The sequence below is a fragment of the Ruegeria sp. HKCCSP351 genome, assembly GCF_017872535.1.
Lineage (GTDB): Bacteria > Pseudomonadota > Alphaproteobacteria > Rhodobacterales > Rhodobacteraceae > Ruegeria.
This window is the reverse complement of record NZ_JAEDOV010000005.1, coordinates 164769-181587: the sequence shown is the minus strand read 5'-3', so window position 1 is coordinate 181587 and position 16819 is coordinate 164769. Positions and strand designations below refer to the sequence as shown.

15 protein-coding genes are annotated in these 16819 nt (G+C 60.2%); 7 read left to right on the top strand and 8 right to left on the bottom strand.

Annotated elements, in window-relative coordinates:
• Window positions 1–10: 10 nt before the first annotated feature.
• Window positions 11–928 carry a hydrogen peroxide-inducible genes activator gene (locus tag I9182_RS12295; RefSeq protein WP_209598433.1) on the top strand — a complete coding sequence of 306 codons (918 nt, stop codon included), beginning with the start codon at window positions 11–13 and terminating at the stop codon, window positions 926–928.
• A gap of 52 nt (window positions 929–980) precedes the next feature.
• Here the strand turns inward: I9182_RS12295 and I9182_RS12290 are convergent, their stop codons facing one another.
• The gene (locus I9182_RS12290; protein WP_209505110.1) at window positions 981–1886 is read right to left on the bottom strand and encodes a LysR family transcriptional regulator; all 906 of its coding nucleotides are present in this window, start codon (window positions 1884–1886) and stop codon (window positions 981–983) included.
• 423 nt (window positions 1887–2309) lie between these two features.
• On the opposite strand from I9182_RS12290, the gene I9182_RS12285 reads away from it, so the two are divergent.
• The gene (locus I9182_RS12285) at window positions 2310–2918 is read left to right on the top strand and encodes a LysE family translocator (RefSeq protein ID WP_209598432.1); all 609 of its coding nucleotides are present in this window, start codon (window positions 2310–2312) and stop codon (window positions 2916–2918) included.
• A gap of 20 nt (window positions 2919–2938) precedes the next feature.
• On the opposite strand, the gene I9182_RS12280 is transcribed toward I9182_RS12285, so the two are convergent.
• Window positions 2939–4966 (bottom strand): NADPH-dependent 2,4-dienoyl-CoA reductase, encoded by a 2028-nt coding sequence (locus tag I9182_RS12280; protein WP_209598431.1) that lies wholly within the window; start codon window positions 4964–4966, stop codon window positions 2939–2941.
• A gap of 137 nt (window positions 4967–5103) precedes the next feature.
• Between I9182_RS12280 and I9182_RS12275 the strand changes: the two genes are divergently transcribed.
• Complete coding sequence (locus tag I9182_RS12275; RefSeq protein WP_209598430.1) at window positions 5104–5595, top strand: RNA pyrophosphohydrolase; 492 nt, start codon at window positions 5104–5106, stop codon at window positions 5593–5595.
• A gap of 535 nt (window positions 5596–6130) precedes the next feature.
• Here I9182_RS12275 and I9182_RS12270 read toward each other — a convergent pair.
• Window positions 6131–7120, bottom strand: a complete 990-nt coding sequence (locus I9182_RS12270; RefSeq protein ID WP_209505106.1) for an adenosine kinase — start codon at window positions 7118–7120, stop codon at window positions 6131–6133.
• Window positions 7117–7761: an endonuclease III gene (gene nth / locus I9182_RS12265; RefSeq protein WP_209598429.1), complete on the bottom strand. Its 645-nt coding sequence runs from the start codon at window positions 7759–7761 to the stop codon at window positions 7117–7119. Before nth ends, I9182_RS12270 begins: the two co-directional genes overlap by 4 nt.
• A 117-nt stretch (window positions 7762–7878) precedes the next feature.
• Between nth and I9182_RS12260 the strand changes: the two genes are divergently transcribed.
• Complete coding sequence (locus tag I9182_RS12260; RefSeq protein ID WP_209598428.1) at window positions 7879–8730, top strand: bifunctional helix-turn-helix domain-containing protein/methylated-DNA--[protein]-cysteine S-methyltransferase; 852 nt, start codon at window positions 7879–7881, stop codon at window positions 8728–8730.
• 178 nt (window positions 8731–8908) lie between these two features.
• Complete coding sequence (locus tag I9182_RS12255; protein ID WP_209598427.1) at window positions 8909–9343, top strand: glyoxalase superfamily protein; 435 nt, start codon at window positions 8909–8911, stop codon at window positions 9341–9343.
• A 61-nt stretch (window positions 9344–9404) separates the two neighbouring features.
• Here the strand turns inward: I9182_RS12255 and I9182_RS12250 are convergent, their stop codons facing one another.
• Window positions 9405–10844: an aldehyde dehydrogenase family protein gene (locus I9182_RS12250; RefSeq protein WP_209505102.1), complete on the bottom strand. Its 1440-nt coding sequence runs from the start codon at window positions 10842–10844 to the stop codon at window positions 9405–9407.
• A 214-nt stretch (window positions 10845–11058) separates the two neighbouring features.
• Between I9182_RS12250 and I9182_RS12245 the strand changes: the two genes are divergently transcribed.
• Window positions 11059–11709, top strand: coding sequence for a peroxiredoxin (locus I9182_RS12245; protein ID WP_209598426.1), 651 nt, complete (start codon window positions 11059–11061; stop codon window positions 11707–11709).
• Between the two features lie 130 nt (window positions 11710–11839).
• Here I9182_RS12245 and I9182_RS12240 read toward each other — a convergent pair whose 3' ends face one another.
• Window positions 11840–12529, bottom strand: a complete 690-nt coding sequence (locus I9182_RS12240; protein WP_209598425.1) for an outer membrane beta-barrel protein — start codon at window positions 12527–12529, stop codon at window positions 11840–11842.
• Between the two features lie 267 nt (window positions 12530–12796).
• Here I9182_RS12240 and I9182_RS12235 point away from each other — a divergent pair, with 267 nt between their 5' ends.
• Entirely contained in the window at window positions 12797–13432 is a 636-nt protein-coding gene (locus tag I9182_RS12235; protein ID WP_209598424.1) for a DUF1326 domain-containing protein, read from the top strand.
• Window positions 13433–13444: 12 nt separating this feature from the next.
• Here I9182_RS12235 and I9182_RS20615 read toward each other — a convergent pair whose 3' ends face one another.
• Together I9182_RS20615 and pnp are read right to left on the bottom strand one after the other, a co-directional pair.
• A complete protein-coding gene (locus I9182_RS20615) occupies window positions 13445–14449 on the bottom strand; it encodes a Hint domain-containing protein (RefSeq protein ID WP_209598423.1) in 1005 nt (334 codons plus the stop codon).
• Window positions 14450–14626: 177 nt separating this feature from the next.
• Complete coding sequence (gene pnp, locus I9182_RS12225) at window positions 14627–16777, bottom strand: polyribonucleotide nucleotidyltransferase (protein ID WP_209598422.1); 2151 nt, start codon at window positions 16775–16777, stop codon at window positions 14627–14629.
• Window positions 16778–16819: the final 42 nt, after the last annotated feature.

Below are 16819 nucleotides of genomic sequence, written 5' to 3'. Positions count from 1 at the left end.
AGGCTATGAAATGCGTCCAACCCTGCGCCAATTGGAATACATCGTCACGGTCAGCCGCCTCGGGCGGTTCAGTTTGGCCGCCGAGGTGCTGAATGTCAGCCAACCCAGCCTGTCGGCGCAAATTGCAACCGTAGAACAAGAGCTTGGCATTCGGATCTTTGACCGCAACCGCGGTGGAATTCAGGTGACCACAAAGGGGGAAGAGTTCATCTCGCGCGCGCAAAAGATCCTTGCCGAGGTCAAGGACCTGCGCCACGCCATGACCAACGATATGCCGGTTGGCGGTAGGTTGCGACTGGGCGTTTTGCCTTCGATCGGGCCGTACCTGTTGCCGCAAGCCATCAAAGAGGTGCACCGCCTGCGCCCCGGATTACGCATTGTCGTGCGCGAGGAAAACACCCGCGATCTGGAACAGGGCCTGAAATCCGGTCGGTTTGACCTGATCCTGTCAACGCCCGAGGATCACCCCAATACCGTTCAGCACCGCTTGTTCAACGAACCCCTCTGGGTTGCGGTGGCCGTTGACGACGTTCTGGCACAAGACCCACAGGGCGTCAGAGCGGCCGACTTGCAGAACCGGCTGTTCCTGACCCTTGACCAAAGCCACCGCCTGTCGCGCATCGTCTATGCGCTGGCAGCCGAATGCGGTGGCGTGGTTTCGGATGAATATGAAGGCACAACGCTTGATTCCATTGTCCTGATGGCGGCCTCGGGGGTTGGGGTTGCGGTACTGCCGGATCTGTTTGCCCGCAGACAGGGCATTTACCGCGACGAAGTACGGCTGCGCCCGCTGTCCATTCCCAATGCCAATCGCGATATCGCATTGCTGGCGCGCAATGCCGAAACGCCGCCGCCGGGCCAGAACGTATTGATGGAAAGCCTACGCTCTTCCGCGCGATCCATCGGCCTGACGGTGATCGGTTCATAAAAAAAGGCCCGCACTTTGACATGCGGGCCAGAGGTTGGTCTTCAGGGAGAAACTACCAATCCATCGGGCTTTTGTCTTCGAATGCATCGACCAGAAAATCGATGAAGGCCCGTACTTTGGGTTGTGTGAAGCGGCCGGGCGGATAAACGGCGTAAATGCCCTGTACCTCGTCCGGCAGGGACGGCATGGCATCGACAACCCGCCCCGATTTCAACGCTTCGGCATAAAGGTAGCTGGGCAGATACGCGATCCCCAGCCCCGAGATGGCCGCGTTCAGCAGCGACTGGCCGTCATTCACGCTCAGCCAACCCGCGGTGCGCACCTGACGCTTCTCGCCAGACGGTGCGGTCAGTTTCCAGACATTGCCTGACGACTGGCTGGAATAGTGCAGCAACTTGTGTTCGTTCAGATCGTCGATCTTCTGCGGGCGCCCGAACCGTTCGATATAGCTGGGCGCGGCGACCATGCGTTTGACCGTTTCGGTCAGCTTGCGGGCGCGCAACGTGCTGTCTTCCAGCTCACCGATGCGCACGGCCACATCAAATCCTTCGGAAATCAGTTCGACATAGCGGTTGTTCAGAACCATGTTCACGGTGATGTCGGGGTAGACGGCCAGGAAATCGGACAGGACAGGCGACAGGTGATTGACGCCGAAATCCGTGGCAACACTGATGCGCAGCAGTCCGGACGGGGCCGATTGCATCGATGTGACCAGCGAATCCGCTTCACCCGCATCATTCAGAACGCGACGCGCGCGGTCATAATAGGCCAGGCCTATTTCCGTCGGCGACACCCGGCGCGTGGTGCGGTTCAGCAGCCGGGCTCCCAGACGCGCTTCGAGGCTCGAGACGTGTTTGGACACGGCCGATTTGGAGATGCCCATCTTCTTGGCCGCATCGGTGAAGCCACCCTGGTCCACCACATTGGCGAAGGCTTCCATTTCGGTCAGTCGGTCCATTCTCGTTCCCCAGATCTTGATTTCCAACCCGACTATCGCTCTGAATCTGGGCGGAATCGGGGCATACATGGGATAATATCAGGGATTTGAATCGGATCGTTTGCGTATGAGAAACGCAGAAACAGTGGTTTCCAAACCGGCCCCGACGCCTGCGATACTGCGTTTTCCACGCAATCATACGTTTCTGTTCATCTTAGAATGGCATTTTTGTGACGGCAGAGGGGGTCAGGAAATCCGTTTTCATCGTCGTCGGCCTGTCCCGGTGTTTTGGCCGGGGGCACGGTACCCCGAAAACCCTTTTCAAAGCCAAGTTTCACTACCCCGCCCAGCGGCGACACCGGGCCGCATCCGTGTTCCCGGACCGATCGCTATTTACATCTTCGCGGATGTTCGCGACCCTGCGGGCATTGGCAGGGGGTTTGAATGTCACTGGAATTCTTCATCACATCCATGATCGTCGTGCTGCTGCCAGGCACCGGTGTCATCTACACACTGGCCGTTGGCCTGGGCCGCGGTTTCCGGGCCAGCGTTGCCGCCGCGGTCGGATGCACAGTGGGAATCGTTCCCGCTGCCGTGGCCAGTATCGTCGGGCTTGCCGCATTGCTGCACACCAGTGCCGTGGCGTTTCAGCTCGTGAAATGCCTTGGTGTCATTTACCTTTTCTACATGGCGTGGGGCATCCTCAGGAGTGGCGGCGCCTTGGATGTCACCGCCGACAAGACCGCGAAAAGCAGTTTTAAGATTGCCATCACCGGAACGCTCATCAACGTGCTGAACCCCAAGTTGTCGCTGTTCTTTCTGGCGTTTCTGCCGCAGTTCCTGCCAGCCGACACGGCGAACGCAGGGGGTGCGCTGATCCAGCTGGCCCTGGCCTTTATGGCCATGACCTTTGTTGTCTTCGTCGGATACGGGGGCTGCGCCGCACTGGCCCGCGACTATATGATCCGCCGTCCAACGGTGATGACGTGGATCAGGCGGAGTTTTGCAACGGCCTTTGGCGCACTGGGTGCAAAACTCGCGCTGTCCGACTAGGAAACGCTAAACCGGGGCGATCAGAACTTCGCCGCCAGCCGCGTGCCCTGATTGATCGCGCGCTTGGCATCCAGCTCGGCGGCGACATCCGCACCCCCGATCACATGGGGGGTGATGCCCCGCTCGATCAGCGCGTCTGCCAGTGACCGTTCGGACACCTGACCGGCACACAGCACGATAGTGTCGGCCGCGATCACCGTCGGGTCCGCGCGCTCCTCGCCAAAGCTGACATGCAGACCGTCATCGTCGATGCGCTCATAATTCACGCCGCCCACGAAATTGACGTTCTTCATCTTCAGCGTTGCCCGGTGAATCCAGCCAGTGGTTTTGCCCAAACCCTTGCCATGCGCCTGTTTCTTGCGCTGCAACAGGGTGACCTGACGTGCGGGGGCGCTGGGTTGCGGCCCCTCGGGCGCCAACCCTGCACGGTGTTCAGCCGGGTCCGTCACGCCCCATTCCTTCATCCACAGCGGCAGGTCGGTCGTGGGGCTGTGACCCTCTTCCAGCAGGAACTCGGACACATCAAAGCCGATGCCACCGGCCCCGATCACGGCAGCAGACTTGCCAACCTCGGCCTTGCCGCGCAGCACGTCGATGTAACTCAGCACGTTGTCCCGATCCTGCCCCGGTATCTGCGGATCACGCGGGCTGACACCGGTGGCGATGACCACCTCGTCAAAGCCGGTCAGGTCATCTGCGCCTACCTCGCGGTTCAGTTCCACTTTCACGCCCAGATCATCCATCATGGTGCGGTACCAGTCGACCAGTCCCCAGAATTCTTCTTTCCCCGGCACCTGCTTGGCCATGTTCAGCTGCCCGCCGACCTCATCAGCGCGGTCGAACAGGGTAACATCGTGGCCGCGCTGGGCCGCGATCATTGCGGTCGACAGTCCGGCAGGGCCTGCCCCCACAATGGCAATGGATTTGCGCGTTTTAGCCGGTTCAATCACCAGCTCCGTCTCATGACAGGCGCGCGGGTTCACGAGGCACGAGGTCAGCTTGCCGCTGAACGTGTGATCCAGACAGGCCTGATTGCAGGCAATGCAAGGTGCGATCTTTGCGGCCTCACCCGCAATCGCCTTGGCCACGAAATCCGCATCCGCCAGCATCGGACGGGCCAGCGAGACCATGTCGGCGCAACCGGTCGACAGAACCTCTTCGGCCACCTCGGGCGTGTTGATCCGGTTCGAGGTGATCACCGGTATCCCCACCTTGCCCATCAGCTTCTTGGTCACCCAGGCAAAGGCCGCGCGCGGCACGCTGGTGGCAATCGTGGGAATCCGCGCCTCGTGCCAGCCGATCCCGGTATTGATGATCGTGGCCCCGGCCTTTTCGATCTCCTGCGCCAGTTGCACCACCTCGTCATGGGTCGATCCGTTGGGTACCAGATCGATCATCGACAGCCGGTAGATGATGATGAAATCGGTGCCCACCGCCTCGCGCGTGCGGCGTACAACTTCGATCGGCAGACGCATCCGGTTCTCATAAGACCCGCCCCAGCGGTCGGTGCGCTTGTTGGTATGGGTCACAAGGAACTGGTTCAGGAAGTACCCCTCCGACCCCATAATCTCGACCCCGTCATAGCCAGCCTTTTGCGCCAGTACGGCGGCGTTGACGATATCGCTGATCTGCTTCTCGATGCCCTCTTCATCCAGCTCAGTGGGCGGGAACGGAGAGATCGGCGATTTCACCGGGCTGGGGGCCACGCATTTCGGCCCATAGGCATAGCGCCCCGCATGCAGGATCTGCATTGCGATCTTGCCGCCCGCTTCATGTACGCGCTGCGTCACGATGGAATGGTGCGCCACGTCCTTGTCGCTCACCATCATCGAAGCCCCCGGCAGGACCGAGCCTTCAAGGTTCGGACCAATCCCGCCCGTCACCATCAGCGCCACGCCGCCCCGCGCCCGGTCGGCATAGAACTCGGCCACCCGGTTCCAGTCGCTGGTCTCCTCAAGGCCCGTATGCATCGAGCCCATCAACACGCGGTTTTTCAACGTGGTAAAGCCCAGATCCAGCGGGGCCAGCATATTCGGGTACGCAGTCATGGCGGAACTCTCCCTCCTGAATTTGCCCGCTAGATTGACGTTCGCGTCAACTTTGTCACGCGAAACCCCACGTCACCCTCTTTGCTGTGGCGCCGGTGATTGCTAGAGGTGGGCGGAACAACCCGATGAGGCCGCGCATGACCCCCGAAGAAATCGCCAAACTGCCCTATCGCCCCTGCGTCGGGCTGATGCTGATGAATGCCGAGGGCAAGATCTTCGTGGGCCAGCGCAACGACCGCCACGCGGACGCCTGGCAAATGCCGCAGGGCGGTGTGGACAAGGGCGAAGATCCCCGCGACGCAGCCCTGCGCGAGCTGTGGGAAGAAACCGGGGTCACGGCTGATCTGGTCGAAGTCATCGCCGAAACCGAGGGCTGGCTGCCCTATGACCTGCCCCATGACATCGTGCCCCACATCTGGAAAGGCCGCTATCGTGGGCAGGAACAGAAATGGTTCCTGCTGCGCTTCACAGGCGCCGACGATCAGATCAACATCGAAACCGACCACCCGGAGTTCACCCGCTGGAAATGGCAGAAGCCCGACCGGCTGGTCGCCGAAATCGTACCCTTCAAGCGCGATGTGTATCAGCACGTGGTTGAGGCTTTTTCCGATTATCTAAGCGAATTCTGATCGCGTGGATGTTTTTCAGATTGATCCGCTAGGCGGACTCAGCTGGCATTCATCAAAGTTGCGCAATGGAGCGAACCATCCAGTAGTCAAGTCGTCACTGTGTCCACTTGAATTTTCCAGTCTGCTTGCCGGACATATCGTGAAAAGTGCCCTTTCCACCTGGTCTGAACAAATAGACAACCCCAAAATCCTTGAAGACGACCTGCAAGCCACTCTTAGTTTTTGTCATAGGATTGTTTGCAGGAGAAGTATTGGTGTCTCGAAGGCACAAGCCGCTGTTCGATTTGCAAGACACGATATTTGGACTGTATGGCCCACCGTTCTGTGAGTGCCAGTCTGAAGTCACAGTAATTCGGGAACCAGCTGTAATATCCTGAGCGAAGGTCGGGGTCACTGTAGTCAAGATTGCTGTTGCTATTCCTGCAAGAAGTTTTCTCAAAGAATTACCCTCCACAATAATACTATTTAACTTGCCAGATGACGGACGCATGTCAAGCGAACGGAGGGTGCAGAATTTTCTCCGGTAACTTCGGACTCAAACCAGCCCTTCGTTCCTCAGAAGTTCGATCATATCCGCCTCGGGTCTTGGGCCGATATGGCTGATGACCTCGCGGGCGCAGACGTTGCCGATCCTGGCGCAGGTCTCGTAATCGCGCCCGGTGGCCATTCCGTACAGGAATCCCGCGGCGAACTGGTCGCCTGCGCCGGTTGCGTCTACGGGGACGATCTTCTTGACCGGCACGTCGATGCGCGCGCCTCCGTTCAGGACGGTCACGCCATCACCCGAGCGCGTGCAAACCACCAGCGGGCAAATCTCGGCGGTCTTGATCAGCGCCTCTTCCAGATCGTCGGTTTCAAACAGCGATTTGATCTCGGCCTCGTTGCCGATGACGAATTCCAGCTCATTCTCGATCAGCAGCAGGAAATCGACCCGGTGCCGTTCCACGCAGAACGGGTCGGAAATGGCGATCCCGGTCTTGCCGCCGCCCTTGTGGCAGGCGCGCGCGGCCTCAAGAAACGCGGCCTTTCCCTTTTCCTTGTCAAACAGATAGCCCTCAAGGAACATGATCTGGCTGCTTCCGGCGACCTCATCGGGCACGTCATGCGACGACAGTTCCGAAGAGATGCCCAGATAGGTGTTCATCGACCGCTCGCCATCGGGCGAGACAAAGATCATCGAGCGCGAGGTCGGCAATTCCCCGCCCGGAACCGGCGGGTTCACGAAATCGACGCCATCTTCGTTCATCGCATCCGCATAGAACCGGCCCAGCGCGTCGTCATGCACCCGCCCGATAAAGGCGGCATCCAACCCCAGCGCACCTGCGCCCGCAATCGTGTTGGCAACGGACCCGCCCGGCGTCTGCACCCGGCGCTCCATCGAGGCATACAGAAGCTCGCCGCGCTCCTGCTCGATCAGTTGCATGATACCTTTTTCAATGCCCATCAGTTCCAGGAAACTGTCATCGGCCTGCGAGATCACGTCCACAACGGCGTTTCCGATACCGGTCAGCTGGTAGGTTTTCATAATGTCTTGTCCTCGAATTGACAGAGATCACGGATGATGCAGGTCGGGCATTGCGGCTTGCGCGCCTTGCAATGGTACCGGCCATGCAGGATCAGCCAGTGATGCGCATGGAGTTGGAAATCGGCGGGGATATTGTCTTCGATGGCGCGCTCGACCGCGTCCACGTCCTTGCCGGGGCAGATGCCGGTGCGGTTGCCGACGCGAAAGATATGCGTGTCCACAGCCTGCGCCGGCTGCCGCCACCACATGTTCAGCACAACGTTGGCGGTCTTGCGCCCGACACCCGGCAGCGATTGCAGCGCTGCACGGGAATTGGGAACTTCACCGCCATAGTCTTCGACCAGAATACGGCTCAGCTTGATGACGTTCTTGGCCTTCTGGCGGAACAGGCCGATGGTCTTGATATGCTCGATCAGGCCCTCTTCGCCCAGATCCAGCATCTTTTGCGGCGTATCCGCGATCTTGAACAAGTCGCGCGTGGCCTTGTTGACCCCCGCATCGGTTGCCTGCGCCGACAGCGCCACGGCCACGACCAGCGTGTAGACATTCACATGCTCAAGCTCACCCTTGGGTTCGGGGTCGGCTTCCTGAAAGCGCGTAAAGATCTCGCGGATCGTATGATAGTCGAGTTGCTTTGCCATCCGGGCCTTAATGCCGCCCGAGGGGCCGCGACACAAGCCCAAAGCCAATGCGCAAGTTCCGGGTCGCGGCAGCGTGTCGCGCGCGCTATGGTTTGTGCCAGACAACGAGGTGCAACCATGAACGTCCAGACCCCCGAAAGCGGATACCACTACAACGTCATGCGCCGGGCAATCGAGCTGATCGATCAGGGCGGCGAGGGCCTGAGCCTTGATGAGTTGGCCCGCCAGATGGATATGAGCCCGGCCCATTTCCAGCGCCTGTTCTCGCGGTGGACCGGAGTGTCGCCAAAACGGTATCAGCAATACCTGACGCTGGGCCATGCCAAGGCGCTGCTGCGCGAACGGTTCACCACGCTTGAAACCGCCCATAACGTAGGCCTGTCCGGCAGTGGCCGCCTGCATGATCTGTTCCTGAAATGGGAGTCCATGAGCCCCGGCGAATATGCCCGCAGGGGCGCGGATCTGACGATCTACTGGGGCTGGTTCGAATGCCCCTTTGGCCCCGCGCTGGTCATGGGCACCGACAAGGGCATCTGCGGTATCGCCTTCGGGGCTGAAACCGGAGAGAAGGCGGCGATGGAGGATATGGTCTCGCGCTGGCCCAACGCGGATTATGTCGAAGATCCGATGCGCATGCGACCCTGGGTTCTCAGCGCATTCGGCACGGCCAGCGACCGGTCAGAGCCGACACCGCTCTACCTGATCGGCTCGCCCTTGCAGATCAAAGTGTGGGAAGCACTAATGCACATCCCGTCGGGGCAGGTGACGACCTATTCCGAAATCGCGCTGCGCGTGGGTTCGCCACAGGCCGTGCGCGCCGTGGGCACGGCGGTCGGGCGCAACCCGGTCAGCTGGCTGATCCCGTGTCACCGCGCCCTGCGCAAATCCGGGGGGTTGGGCGGCTATCACTGGGGTCTGCCGGTCAAACGGGCCATGCTGGCCTATGAGGCGGCACAGGCCGACGCCTGATTGACAGCAGGCCCGACCGCTGCCAAAAAGCACGGCAGGTTCGGGTCCCCTGCCGTTCGCGGCCATTGGCTTTGGTGAAACCCGGTTGAAAAAAACATCTGTTGCCCTTTCCCGGCGCGCGGATGGTAATGCGAACCCCGTCCTAAACTCGCGCCCGTTCAAGGAAACGAGGCAAAACATGACACTGTCACAAGACATCGCTCCGCTGGAGGAGCTGAAAGAGCAGGCCAAACGCCTGCGACGAAAACTGCGCGACACCGGCGTTCAGCTGTCGCACGGTCAGGCCCTGGAACTGGTGGCGCATCAACATGGGATGCGCGACTGGAACACATTGCACGCGGTGGCGGGCAACCGGATGCGTTTGCGTGTGGGGGACCGGGTCGAAGGTCGCTACCTGGGCCAGCCGTTCACGGCGGAAATTCGTGGTCTGACCATGCTGGGGGACGGTGCGCACCGCCGGGTGACCCTGCAGTTCGACACGCCCGTCGATGTGGTCCGGTTCGACAGTTTCTCGGCCTATCGCCAACGCGTGACCGGAGAGATTGGTTGGGACGGTCGTTCCCGTCGCCATACGTCCGACGGGGAACCCCAGCTAGTGGTGCGGCCTGTCTGACATAACATGGGCGAGGCAACCGTGTTGCCCCGCCCTCTCATCTCGCATTGCGCCGGGTGTATTATTCAGCCGCCCAGCCGCCGACGGATTTGACTTCCAGAAAGTCCTCCAGCCCCCAAACGCCACCTTCGCGCCCGTTGCCGGATTGCTTCATCCCACCAAACGGAGAGCCCGCGCTGCGCGACTGGCCGTTCATCTCGACCATGCCCGACCGCAGAACCCGCGCCATGCGGTTGGCGCGCGCCTTGTCCTGCGTCTGCACATAATTGGTCAGACCATACGGCGTATCATTGGCGATCTCGACAGCCTCTTCCTCGGTGTCGAAGGGGATCATGGTCAGGACGGGGCCAAAGATTTCCTCGCGCGCGATGGTCATCTGGTTGTTGGCATCGGCAAAGACCGTGGGGCGGACATAATAGCCCTTGTTCAGCCCCTCGGGGCGTCCGGTGCCGCCCGCGACCAGACGTGCCCCTTCGTCGATACCTTTCTGGATCAGGTCCTGAATCTTGGTCCACTGAACCTCATTCACGACGGGTCCGATATGACGGCCCTCTTCTGCGGCGCTGCCCACTGTGACCTTGCTGGCGACCTCGGCGGCGATCTCAACGGCCTGATCATAGATCGGGCGCTGCACCAGCATCCGGCTCGGCGCGTTACAGCTCTGGCCGGTGTTGTTCATCATATGCAGCACGCCGCGTTTGACAGCCTTTTCATCGGCATCGGCAAAGACCACATTGGCGCCTTTGCCGCCCAGTTCCAGATGCACTTTCTTGAGCGTTTCCGCCGCGTTCTTCGAAATCGCCGTACCCGCACGGGTCGAGCCGGTAAAGCTGACCATATCCACGTCGGGATGACCCGACAGCTGCGAGCCGACGCCCGCGCCATCGCCGTTTACCAGATTGAAGACACCGGGCGGGAACCCTGCCTCGTCCATCATCTCGGCAAAGATCATCGCGTTCAGCGGGCTTTGCTCGGAGGGTTTCAGAACCATCGTGCAGCCCGCAATCGCCGCTGCACCGACCTTGAGCGTGACCTGGTTCATCGGCCAGTTCCAGGGCGTGATCAATGCGGCCACGCCAACCGCCTCATAGATGATCCGGTCATTCGGGGCGTGATCCCCCAGAGGGCGTTCAAACTGAAACGCCTTGGCCGCGCGGATGAAGTTCTGCAAATGCCATGTGCCTGCACCAACCTGCTGGCTGCGCGACATGTCAATCGGCGCGCCCATTTCCAGCGACATGGCCTGCGCCAGATCTTCCGCGCGGGTCTGGTAGATGTCGATCAGCTTCTCGACCAGCGCGATGCGGGCCTCTACCGGCGTTGCCATCCAGCCCGGCAGGGCGGCCTTGGCGGCGGCAACTGCCGCATCCGTGTCGGCCTGCCCACCCAGTGAGATCACCGCGCACGGCTCCTCGGTCGAGGGGTTGATGACCTCGAAATCATTGGGTTGCGACGGCGCGACCCATTGACCATTGATATAGAAATTCCGCTTTTCGATCATCCTGAGCCCTCCTGTCGGTCCAGCTAGAATCCGGCTGTTCGCCGACACTCTGTCACCCAAGCGAACAGGGGGCAATAGGTGATTTGATCAAATTATTTTTCCGGTGAAACCGGCGAATTCCTTGGCCGCGACCACGATGAAAGGTTTAACCTTTGCACAAAGTGATTAGGTTTCAGGCAATCGACTCGGATTTTCAACAGGAAAGGAAGTAGCCATGGGTTTGCGCATCAACGATACGGTCCCGAACTTCACCGCAGAAACAGATCAGGGCACCGTTCAGTTTCACGACTGGATTGGCGACAGCTGGGCCATTCTGTTCTCGCACCCCAAGGATTTCACACCTGTCTGCACCACCGAATTCTCGGCCGTTGCGCAGCTGAACGACGAATGGGCCGCGCGCAACACCAAGGTGATCGGCGTTTCGGTTGACGGTGTCGAAGACCACAAGAAGTGGAAGAAGGATATCGAGGAATACGGTAAGGCCAATCCCGGGTTCCCGATCATCGCTGATGAGGGTCTGGCGGTGTCGAAAGCCTTCGACATGCTGCCTGCCGAAGCCTACCTGCCTGATGGTCGCACCCCGGCTGACAGCGCCACCGTGCGGTCGGTCTTTATCATCGGCCCGGACAAGCAGCTGAAACTGTCGATGACCTACCCGATGACCGTGGGCCGCAACTTTGCCGAAATCCTGCGCGCGCTGGACGGGTTGCAGATGTCGTCAAAAGGTGTCGCAACACCTGCCAACTGGGTGCCGGGTGAAGACGTGATCATCCCGCCCTCAGTGTCGAACGAAGACGCCAAGGCCAAATTCGGCGCGTTCGAGACGATCTTTCCCTATCTGCGCAAGACCAAAGCGCCGTCCTAAGGCGGTTACCGGGTCAGGGGGGCTGTCTGCCCCCCATCGCGCCTGCCGGCACGATCCCCCCCCGAGGATATTTGGGGCCAGATGAAGCAGGCGGGGGCAGGGTGACCGGCGGGAAACCTGCCCCTAGACCTCAGAACTTGTACCGAAGCCCGAAATTGACACTGAACGTATCCAGATCGTCTTCGACGATGCCGGTCAACGCGCCGTTCGGGGCCAGCCGCCGCGACGAGACGTCAAAGGCGCGGGCATAGCGGGCATCGACGGTAAAGGCGGTTGACGGGTTGATCTCGTAAGCCACACCGGCGATCAGCTGCGCGGCAAAGGCGGTGTCGCTGTCATCCAGCGCCACACCGGGCCCATAGGCAAAATCCAGATCCGAATAGGTGGCCCCCAGACCAAACCCGGCATAGGGCGTCAGCGCACCCGCCTGTTTGAAATCGAACAGCACATTGGCAAACAATGAGGTCTGCGTGACATCGCCCGAGATATTGCCCTCGGCCCCCGGCCCGTTGCCCGAGAAGTTCACACCATCCACGTCGCTGTCGCGGTAAGACAGCTCCAGCTCAACCCGTGTTCCGAACCTGTCATTGGACCATTGCGGGATCTCCTTGCCGATGGCCACGCCCAGACCGAACCCTGCGTCGAACTCCGTGTCGACCGACTGCGGCGCGCCGCCGATCGTGCCTGCGAAATCGCTGTCCTGCAACTGGCTGTACCCGACAAAGCCCTGAACATAGGTGCCGTCGCCCAGGCTTTGCGCGGCAAGCGCCGTCGCGCTGGCGGCGAGGGCCGTTGAGGTAAGTAAAATGCGCTTGAACATGATTGTCTCCGTTGCTCCAAAACTCTGCTTGGCCTCGATGTGGGCGGGCTTGACGGAAAGGAAAGGCGCGGGGCTATCACTTCGTTTCACAGGTTTTTGGACGCGCGTGAATGAATAGATCCGGGGCTGGGCAGGACCGTTCATCTGCCGTCTCATGGCCCTCAGGTTCTGGTTCCGGGCAATTTGTGATAGGGTGCGCGGGGGGGCAAACTCAGGCATACGACCAATCACCTCGGGCTTTCGGACTGTACTTGGCGGGAGAAGACTATGGCTTTTACAGATTGGTATGTTGAAGGAGAGAGTTTCGGGAACTGCAACTGCGGCTATTCTTGCCCCTGCCAGTTCGAAGAGTTGCCGACCCATGGCGATTGCCGGGGGTTCGAAGTGCTGGAGGTGACCAAAGGGCATTTCGGTGACACCGACCTCAGCGGGACCAAAGCCGCGCTGATCTATGCCTGGCCGGGGCCGATCTTTGAAGGCGGCGGCGAGATGCAGGTGATCGTCGATCCCGCAGCAACCCCGGCACAGCGTGATGCGCTGGAAAAGGTCTTTCACGGTGAAGAAACCGAAGAGATGGCGACGCATTGGTACGTGTTCAGGGCAATGTGCGAGACGGTTCATGACACGCTCTACCTGCCGATCGAATTCGAGATGGACCTAGAAGAGCGCACGGCCAGCGTTACCGTTGGTGATGTTCTGAAATCCACCGGACAGCCGATTCAGGCCCCGCATGGCGGCGGCGCGCATCGGGTGCGCATCGATATTCCCGGCGGGATCGAGTTTTCCATTGCCGAGATTGGCAGCGCCTCGACCCGCTCTGACGCCGCGATCAAGCTGGACCTGAAGGACAGCTATGGCCAGTGGCACTTTCTGAAACACGGGCCCGGTGGTGTTGCCCACTGATCGGCCCCCCTGTCAGGCGGCGCGCGCAGGTGCGTTCAGGACGGGCGTCCAGCAGGGCAACGTCAGATCCGCCCTCAGCACCCGAACCTCGAAGGGTTTCAGCACCGGCAACGCGGTTGATCCATAGCCATCGGCACCGCAGGCCAGATCCGGGAACAGGGTGAACAGCTCGCGCCGTGTGGCAGGTGCCATCGCGCCCAGTGTCGTGTCACCGGGATAGAAGGATTCGGACCAGATGCCTTCGACGTTTACCAGTTCATGCCGGTCAAAGAGGATATGGACATACTCGACCCCTTGCGCGGGCAGCTCCTGAACGATTGTCCGCCCGTTGATCAACCCCTTGGCCGGGGCCAGCATCGCGGTCTCGCAATGCATCAGCTCCATCATCGCCGAGGTGACGGCGATCCGGTGCTGTGGTGAGACGACCAGATCACGGTTTGGGCTGTTCGGCCCGAAACACCCCGCCATGATCCGGACAGGGCAAAGATGAGGGTCCTGTTGCAACTCCTGCGCTGACAAGCGACGCCTGCCGATCCAGCGCACCGGGCGGATATGGCCCTTGGCTGTAAGAACCGGGTCGCCGGGGTTCAGGGTTTCGACCCGGCGCAGCCCGGTGGGCGTCCGGATCAGGGACCCGGTGGTAAAACACACGAAAGACGGCAAAGTCTGATAGGTGCTTGGCGCTGCCGTCCCGCCAAAGCTGGTCCCCGTGATCGTATCGTTCAGCTGCGCCTGACCCGAGGTAACGATGATGTAGCGCGGGTTCGAGAACTGTACCAGAATGAAGGTGACAGGCGCCCCGTTTACCGTTCCCGAATAGCTTTCGAAGGTGCTGAAATTCTGGCTTGTCCCGGAAAAACCGGGCAGGGCCGACAGGTCAAGCTGCGCGCTGTCAGGGTCGGGATCCTGCAACAGGGCGTCATTGTCGGTGATATCAACGGAATAAGCGGCAGTGATATCGACGCTGATATTGCTGTAGGGGTCTGCGCTGATTTCGAAAACGGTTATCGAGGCCACGGTCGAAAAGCATCCCTGAATGCAACATGATCATCCTTATGGTTGAGTAAATACACGCATGAAGTGTTAATAATTGATTTACCAAGCCACCGGACGCCCGACACTCCTGACCGCGCCGACAAAAAAAGGCCCCGGTCGAAACCGGGGCCTTTCACATTCAATCAGAGGGTGGGCAGATTACTCTGCGCTTTCCTCTTTCTTTTCTTTCTTCTCGGGAACGATCTCTTCGCCGGTTTCCTGATCGACCACTTTCATCGACAGGCGAACCTTGCCGCGATCGTCAAAGCCCAGCAGCTTGACCTTCACTTCCTGACCTTCCTTCAGAACATCCGACGGATGGTTCAGGCGGCGGTTTTCGATCTGGGACACGTGGACCAGACCGTCGCGCTTGCCAAAGAAGTTCACGAAGGCACCGAAATCGACAATCTTGACCACCTTGCCGGTATAGACCTGACCTTCTTCCGGCTCGGCCACGATCGACCAGATCATGTCATAGGCCTTCTTGATCGATTCCCCATCGGGCGATGCGATCTTGATGACGCCATCGTCGTTGATGTCGACCTTGGCACCCGAAACCTCGACGATCTCGCGGATGACCTTGCCGCCCGAACCGATCACTTCACGGATCTTGTCGGTCGGGATGTTCATGGTCTCGATGCGCGGCGCGTGGACCGAGAACTCGTTGGTCTCGGACAGGGCTTTGCCCATCTCGCCCAGGATGTGCATCCGGCCGTCCTTGGCCTGTGCCAGGGCGGTTTCCATGATCTGAGGCGTGATGCCCGCGACCTTGATGTCCATCTGAAGCGAGGTGATGCCGTTTGCAGTACCCGCAACCTTGAAGTCCATATCGCCCAGGTGGTCTTCGTCACCCAGAATGTCGGTCAGAACTGCGTAAGACCCGTCATCTTCCAGGATCAGACCCATGGCCACACCGGCAACCGGGGCTTTCAGCGGAACACCCGCATCCATCATCGAAAGCGAACCGCCGCAGACAGACGCCATCGAGCTGGAGCCGTTGGATTCGGTGATCTCGGACACCACGCGGATAGTATAGGGGAAGTCGGTCGGCGCAGGCAGAACCGCCTGAAGTGCGCGCCATGCCAGCTTACCGTGACCGATTTCGCGACGGCCGGGCGAACCCACGCGGCCCACTTCACCCACCGAGTACGGAGGGAAGTTGTAATGCAGCAGGAAGTTCGATTTGAAGTTGCCGTGCAGCGCATCGATGAACTGCTCATCGTCGCCGGTGCCCAGCGTGGTCACGGCCAGCGCCTGAGTTTCACCGCGGGTGAACAGGGCAGAGCCGTGTGTGCGCGGCAGCAACGAGGTTTCGGCTTCGATAGCACGCACATCGGTGGTCGAACGACCGTCGATGCGCTTGCCGCCCTTGACGACGTCACCGCGCAGAATACCGGCTTCCAGCTTTTTCATCGCCGAGCCAAGGTTGGCGTCTTCCAGCTGTTCCTCGGTCAGCGCTTCCTTGATCGCTTCACGGGCAGCGGCAACAGCGGCAGTGCGCTCCTGCTTGTCGGTGATCGCGAAAGCGGCGCGCATCTGCTCTTCACCGGCAGCCGAAACGGCGGCGTAAAGCTCCGAGTAATCGGGTGCGACGAATTCGAACGGCTCTTTCGCGGCGTCTTCGGCCAGCGAAATGATCAGGTCGATGACCGGCTGGATCTGCTCATGCGCAAAGGTCACGGCACCCAGCATTTCGGCCTCGGACAGCTCGTAGGCTTCCGATTCCACCATCATCACGGCGTCTTTGGTACCGGCAACAACCAGATCCAGACGCTGTTCAGGGTTCAGGCGCAGGTCCTGCATGTCATCCACGGTCGGGTTCAGGACGTATTCGCCATCCACGAAACCAACGCGGGCACCGGCGATCGGGCCCATGAACGGCGCGCCGGAAATGGTCAGCGCAGCCGAGGCGGCGATCATTGCAACGATGTCGGGATCATTGACCAGATCGTGGCTCAGCACGGTGCACATCACCAGAACTTCATTTTTGAAACCGTCAACGAACAGCGGGCGGATCGGACGGTCGATCAGACGCGCGGTCAGTGTCTCTTTCTCGGTCGGGCGCGCCTCGCGCTTGAAGAAGCCACCCGGAACCTTACCGGCAGCATAATATTTCTCTTGGTAATGTACGGTCAGCGGGAAAAAGTCCTGACCGGGCTTTTGTTGCTTGGCAAAGGTCACGTTGGCCATGACGCTGGTTTCGCCCAGCGTGGCAATCACGGTGCCGTCGGCCTGACGGGCAACCTTGCCGGTTTCCAGTGTCAGCGTTTCCTCGCCCCACTGCATCGATTTCTTCGTTACATCAAACATATGCGTATCCTAGAACGGAGCACTCCCGCCCCTGCGGGTCTC

What these genes read in the sequence shown, in the direction of transcription:
- I9182_RS12295 (WP_209598433.1), top strand. Translation starts at nt 11, where the DNA reads ATGCGTCCAACCCTGCGCCAATTGGAATACATCGTCACGGTCAGCCGC.
- I9182_RS12290 (WP_209505110.1), bottom strand. Translation starts at nt 1,886, where the DNA reads ATGGACCGACTGACCGAAATGGAAGCCTTCGCCAATGTGGTGGACCAG.
- I9182_RS12285 (WP_209598432.1), top strand. Translation starts at nt 2,310, where the DNA reads ATGTCACTGGAATTCTTCATCACATCCATGATCGTCGTGCTGCTGCCA.
- I9182_RS12280 (WP_209598431.1), bottom strand. Translation starts at nt 4,966, where the DNA reads ATGACTGCGTACCCGAATATGCTGGCCCCGCTGGATCTGGGCTTTACC.
- I9182_RS12275 (WP_209598430.1), top strand. Translation starts at nt 5,104, where the DNA reads ATGACCCCCGAAGAAATCGCCAAACTGCCCTATCGCCCCTGCGTCGGG.
- I9182_RS12270 (WP_209505106.1), bottom strand. Translation starts at nt 7,120, where the DNA reads ATGAAAACCTACCAGCTGACCGGTATCGGAAACGCCGTTGTGGACGTG.
- nth (WP_209598429.1), bottom strand. Translation starts at nt 7,761, where the DNA reads ATGGCAAAGCAACTCGACTATCATACGATCCGCGAGATCTTTACGCGC.
- I9182_RS12260 (WP_209598428.1), top strand. Translation starts at nt 7,879, where the DNA reads ATGAACGTCCAGACCCCCGAAAGCGGATACCACTACAACGTCATGCGC.
- I9182_RS12255 (WP_209598427.1), top strand. Translation starts at nt 8,909, where the DNA reads ATGACACTGTCACAAGACATCGCTCCGCTGGAGGAGCTGAAAGAGCAG.
- I9182_RS12250 (WP_209505102.1), bottom strand. Translation starts at nt 10,844, where the DNA reads ATGATCGAAAAGCGGAATTTCTATATCAATGGTCAATGGGTCGCGCCG.
- I9182_RS12245 (WP_209598426.1), top strand. Translation starts at nt 11,059, where the DNA reads ATGGGTTTGCGCATCAACGATACGGTCCCGAACTTCACCGCAGAAACA.
- I9182_RS12240 (WP_209598425.1), bottom strand. Translation starts at nt 12,529, where the DNA reads ATGTTCAAGCGCATTTTACTTACCTCAACGGCCCTCGCCGCCAGCGCG.
- I9182_RS12235 (WP_209598424.1), top strand. Translation starts at nt 12,797, where the DNA reads ATGGCTTTTACAGATTGGTATGTTGAAGGAGAGAGTTTCGGGAACTGC.
- pnp (WP_209598422.1), bottom strand. Translation starts at nt 16,777, where the DNA reads ATGTTTGATGTAACGAAGAAATCGATGCAGTGGGGCGAGGAAACGCTG.